Below are 4,701 nucleotides of genomic sequence, written 5' to 3' on the forward strand. Positions count from 1 at the left end.
TCTATATGCTGCTTTGATCTTCAGCTTTCTCGGCGGCTTTTGGTGGGGCCTGGCCGTCGTCGCCTCCAAGGCACCACAATGGATCTATGGCGTCGCAGTATTGCCAAGCTTGCTGGCTCTCGTCAGCGGCATTCCTTGGATGATCGGTTCAACTTGGCCCGGCCCGTCGCTGGCGTTTCTCGGCATCGCTATCATTGTTGCTCTATCGGTTGATTTTAGGCTCAATCGGCTCGGCATGATGCCAGACTGGATGCTCCGCTTGCGGATTATATTGTCGACCGGACTGGGATTGACAACGCTCGCCTTGGCAGCGCTTTAAGCCAGAACCATTTTTGCGAGCGCCGTTCCGGACAGCCACGCACATTCAACTCTCGGTCCGATCAGCCAGTCCCCGCAAACGCCGATCTTCATATCGCTGTTGTAGAGTGCGCTGTGACTGGTTTTACCTGAACGGGCATAGCGCCATCGGTGAGCGGACGCGACCAACGGATCGTGGAGAGAAAATCCCAGCAGGTCGGCAAAGCCACCGGACAATGCCGTCACAACCTGCTCCTGACGATCTTCCAGATGTTCGATCGACCAATCCGGCGACGCTTGTATGACCCAGCTATCTGGTCCTGTGCGGCCAGGCTTGTCCGAATTGCGCGCGGCCCAACCAATGACGCGATCGTCGCGAAAAGTTGCCTTACCCGTTTTTATTGGATCGGCGAAGGCCAGCATCAAGGTCCAGCAGGGTGCAGAAACTGTATCTTCGGCCAGTGCCTGAAACTCGCTTTCCCACGGTTCCAGCAAAGACGCCGCCTGCTCCGCCGGTATCGCCAAAATGACGGTATCGAATAGCGCCTCGATAATATGACCTTCACTCTGCAACTGCCAACCATTTGCCTGTTTCACCAATCCATCTATGCGCACGGACCATGCGACATCATGGCGCGCCGCGAGCGCCTTTATCGGCGTGTTCATGGTGGGCATCCCAACCCAAGCTTCCGGACCTGCAGCGGTCCAAAGCGCCGCTGCACCGGACTCCTGCCATTGTTTTACCACGGTCTGAAAGGCTGGATCACGGGCGGTAAAATATTGGGCCCCGTGGTCAAAGCTGACCTGGCCGGCGGCGGTGTCCATCCGCCGTGTGGACATGCGACCTCCTGGTCCCCGGGCCTTGTCAAACAGGCAAACCTCATGTCTGGCAGCGACCAGATGATCCGCACAGGCGAGCCCGGAAAGACCTGAACCAATAATAGCAATTTTCATAACATAGGTCTTTCAGCCGTATGGCCTTGCGTGAAATATGCCCGCATAAGAGAGCATAAGATTTCGGTTCTCGAAGCTGTCAGTACCCCAACTCTCGCAAACGGGTCTGGCGTTCGCAATATGTCCCAATGGACGAGTAGGAAAATATGAACAAGGTTACAGTCTGGTATGACGGCGGATGCCCCCTTTGTCTTCGGGAGATCGCATTGTTCCGGCGGCTCGACAAGAAGGGTGCCATCAAGTTTGTCGACCTGACATCGCCCGGTATATCCTGCCCTCTCGATCGCAATTTCATGCTCGACCGCTTTCATGCTCGAGAAAATAACGTCCTTCTGTCGGGTGCGGCCGCTTTTGCGGCGATGTGGCGAGCGGTGCCGGTTTTGCGCCCGCTGGGCATTGCGGCCCGGTTCCCGGGGGTTTTGCCGATGCTCGAATCTGCCTATCGGCTATTCTTGCGGATTCGTCCGCGACTGCAACGCTATGCCGGCGGGCGGCTTAAAACATGAGGCCTCGACCAGATCCGATCAGACCGGGACAGGAAAGCGTCTGGCACTACCCCCGCCCGGCGGTCGCCGAGCCGTGTCCCGCGCGGATCACGATCGAACATCAAGGACAGGTTGTGGCCGACACGTGCGCTAGCGTTCGCACGCTCGAGACCAGCCATCCGCCCACCTATTATATTCCGTCATCAGACATTGGCTCCGGCCTGCTACGAAGGGCAGAAGGAAGTTCCTATTGCGAGTGGAAAGGCACCGCAGTCTATTGGGATGTGGTTGTCGGCGAAACCATATTGCGGCGCATTGGCTGGAGCTACCCTAGCCCCAGCGCGGATTTTTCGATCCTGCGCGACCATATCGCCTTTTATGCCGGGCCCTTTGACCGGTGTCGCGTCGACGGTGAAATCGTGACCCCCCAACCCGGTGATTTCTACGGTGGCTGGATAACCGGCAAACTGGCCGGCCCGTTCAAAGGTGTGCCGGGAAGCCGGGGGTGGTAAAAGCATGACTGGCAACAGCAGGAACCAAAAGAACCGGGCCGTCCCGCACGGCAGATTGTCCCGTCTGGGACAATTCGGACGTTTGGCCAGCGGCGTCGCGGGCGGCATGATTGCCGAAGGCGCCCGGAGATTGGCCGACGGGGAACGGCCCGCTATGCGCGATATGATGCTCACGCCCGGCAATGTGGCCAGAGTCGCAGACCGGCTGTCGCATTTGCGCGGAGCTGCGATGAAACTCGGCCAGATGATCTCGATGGATGCCGGAGATATGCTTCCCCCGGAACTGGCCGAAATCATGGCGCGGCTGCGCGATAATGCCCACCGGATGCCGCCACGGCAATTGCAGCAGGTTCTGGCTCAGCAATGGGGGCAGGACTGGCGCAAGCGCTTTGCCCGATTTGGAGCAACACCCATTGCGGCCGCATCTATTGGCCAGGTCCACAGGGCAATGACGCCGGACGGTCGGGACCTTGCGATTAAGGTTCAATATCCCGGTGTGAGGGAAAGCATTGATGCCGACGTCGACAATGTCGCGACGTTATTACGGATTTCGAATCTCTTGCCGCGCGAATTGGACATCGCACCGCTATTGGCAGAGGCCAAGAAGCAGCTTCGCGAGGAAGCGGATTATGTCCGGGAAGGTCGTTATCTGAGTTTGTTTGGAGAATTGCTGCTCGATTCACCCGATTATGTCATTCCCGTTCTCGACACCGAATTCACCACGGATCAGGTGCTGGCAATGAGTTTTGTCGAGGGCAAGGCGATCGAGACGCTTGTTGATGCACCGCAGGAGACCCGCGACGCAGCCATGCGCTTGCTGTTCAAGCTGGTGATGCGGGAATTGTTTGAATTCGGGATCGTACAGTCGGACCCCAATTTCGCCAATTACCGGTATCAGCCGGAAACGCGCCGGCTGGTGTTGCTCGACTTTGGCGCGACCAGACAGGTCGATGTGAAAATAGCCGAAGGATATCGCAGACTGATAACCGCCGCGCTCAATGGTGATCGCGATACGGTGCGTGAGGCAGCGGTAGCAACCGGCTTTGTCGGCGAGGCAGCAGTCACCCGACACCGAGACCGGATTGATGCGATGATCGATGTCATCGTCAGAGAATTAAATCGGCCCGGCATGTTTGATTTTGGGGACCGGGGGTTCGTCAACATTTTGCGCGATCAGGGCATGGATGTGGCGGCGGACCGTGCAGCATGGCATATCCCGCCCACCGATCTGCTTTTTGTTCAGCGCAAAATCAGCGGCATGGCGCTACTCGCGGCGCGTTTGAAAGTCAGAATAGATATTCGCGGCCTGGTCGCAGAACATTTTGCCATCGACGTGGCCGACGGATTGGTTGCGGAAAGCTGAGCTGTGCCAAAGATGCGGAGGAAATCCGACATGCCAACCAAAATTTGCGAAGCCTGTCGGCGGCCGTTTTCGTGGCGGAAAAAATGGGCGCGTGACTGGGAAAATGTTCGCTATTGTTCGGATGAGTGCCGGCGGAAACGTTAGTCCAGATTGCCCAGAAAGCGCCGCGCATCCGCGTCGATTTGTGCCTTCTTGTCGTCGCTAAACTTTCCATAGCTGCTGACCATCATCGCCATGCGCGGATTGTTTTGAAAACGCTCTGCATGTCGCCCGATAAAATCCCAGTAGAGATAGTTGAACGGGCAGCCGTCCTTGCCCTCTTTCTTGCTAACGGAGTAGCTGCAGTTTTGGCAATAATCGCTCATCCTGTTGATATAGGATCCGCTGGATGCATAGGGTTTGGAGGCAAGCAGGCCGCCATCGCCAAACTGGCTCATACCCAGGGTGTTGGGCAGCTCGACCCATTCGAACGCATCGGCATAGACGGAGAGATACCAGATATGCAGTTGCTTCGGGTCGATGCCCGCAATCAACGCAAAATTGCCCGTGACCATCAGCCGCTGGATATGATGGGCATAAGCTTCATCGCGGGTCTGGGAAATGCAGGCTTTCATACATGCCATCTCGGTTTCGCCAGACCAGTAAAAGGCGGGCAGATCACGGTCGGCCCCTAGGGCGTTTTCCTCTTCATATCCCGGCATCTCCCGCCAATAAATGCCGCGCACATATTCTCGCCAGCCAATGATCTGGCGAATGAAACCTTCTGCTGCATTGAGCGGTGCACGGCCTTTGCAATATTCATCCTCGACACGGCGGCAGATCGCAAGCGGGTCAAGTAGCCCGACGTTCAGGTAGAGCGAGATCAACGCGTGAAAGAGAAATTTCTGATCCGTCAGCATGGCGTCCTGATAGTCGCCAAAACAAGGAAGTGCGCGCTCGATGAACGCATCGAAGGCCTGTTCGGCATCAGCCCGCGTTGCGCCAAACCAATAGTCATCAAGAGATCCGAAATTATCGGCGAAGCGGTCACCGACGAGGGCCAGAACCTCGCGTGTTATCTCATCTGGTTCAAAACGCAGCGGCTGTGGCA

7 protein-coding genes are annotated in these 4,701 nt (G+C 57.0%); 5 read left to right on the top strand and 2 right to left on the bottom strand.

The window, feature by feature from the left end:
* The coding region (locus tag WBM93_RS08770; RefSeq protein ID WP_424431006.1) for a DUF3429 domain-containing protein at positions 1–319 on the top strand (319 nt) is incomplete at its 5' end.
* Here WBM93_RS08770 and WBM93_RS08775 read toward each other — a convergent pair.
* Positions 316–1,251, bottom strand: a complete 936-nt coding sequence (locus tag WBM93_RS08775; protein ID WP_424431009.1) for an NAD(P)/FAD-dependent oxidoreductase — start codon at positions 1,249–1,251, stop codon at positions 316–318. The two genes, WBM93_RS08770 and WBM93_RS08775, sit on opposite strands and share 4 nt — an antisense overlap.
* Before the next feature lie 146 nt (positions 1,252–1,397).
* Here WBM93_RS08775 and WBM93_RS08780 point away from each other — a divergent pair, with 146 nt between their 5' ends.
* Genes WBM93_RS08780 through WBM93_RS08795 form a run of 4 tightly spaced genes read left to right on the top strand, consistent with a single transcriptional unit; the run spans position 1,398 to position 3,755 of the window.
* A complete protein-coding gene (locus tag WBM93_RS08780) occupies positions 1,398–1,757 on the top strand; it encodes a thiol-disulfide oxidoreductase DCC family protein (RefSeq protein WP_424431012.1) in 360 nt (119 codons plus the stop codon).
* Complete coding sequence (locus tag WBM93_RS08785) at positions 1,754–2,248, top strand: DUF427 domain-containing protein (RefSeq protein WP_424431015.1); 495 nt, start codon at positions 1,754–1,756, stop codon at positions 2,246–2,248. Before WBM93_RS08780 ends, WBM93_RS08785 begins: the two co-directional genes overlap by 4 nt.
* Before the next feature lie 4 nt (positions 2,249–2,252).
* Positions 2,253–3,611, top strand: coding sequence for an ABC1 kinase family protein (locus tag WBM93_RS08790; RefSeq protein WP_424431018.1), 1,359 nt, complete (start codon positions 2,253–2,255; stop codon positions 3,609–3,611).
* 12 nt (positions 3,612–3,623) lie between these two features.
* The gene (locus tag WBM93_RS08795; RefSeq protein WP_424431024.1) at positions 3,624–3,755 is read left to right on the top strand and encodes a DUF2256 domain-containing protein; all 132 of its coding nucleotides are present in this window, start codon (positions 3,624–3,626) and stop codon (positions 3,753–3,755) included.
* Here the strand turns inward: WBM93_RS08795 and WBM93_RS08800 are convergent.
* The coding region (locus tag WBM93_RS08800; RefSeq protein WP_424431021.1) for a cryptochrome/photolyase family protein at positions 3,752–4,701 on the bottom strand (950 nt) is incomplete at its 5' end. The genes WBM93_RS08795 and WBM93_RS08800 overlap by 4 nt on opposite strands.

It is taken from the genome of Parasphingorhabdus sp. (assembly GCF_049667325.1).
Lineage (GTDB): Bacteria > Pseudomonadota > Alphaproteobacteria > Sphingomonadales > Sphingomonadaceae > Parasphingorhabdus.

Coding starts and splice junctions, on each gene's coding strand:
- WBM93_RS08785 (WP_424431015.1), top strand. CDS start 1,754: ATGAGGCCTCGACCAGATCCGATCAGACCGGGACAGGAAAGCGTCTGG.
- WBM93_RS08780 (WP_424431012.1), top strand. CDS start 1,398: ATGAACAAGGTTACAGTCTGGTATGACGGCGGATGCCCCCTTTGTCTT.
- WBM93_RS08790 (WP_424431018.1), top strand. CDS start 2,253: ATGACTGGCAACAGCAGGAACCAAAAGAACCGGGCCGTCCCGCACGGC.
- WBM93_RS08775 (WP_424431009.1), bottom strand. CDS start 1,251: ATGAAAATTGCTATTATTGGTTCAGGTCTTTCCGGGCTCGCCTGTGCG.
- WBM93_RS08795 (WP_424431024.1), top strand. CDS start 3,624: ATGCGGAGGAAATCCGACATGCCAACCAAAATTTGCGAAGCCTGTCGG.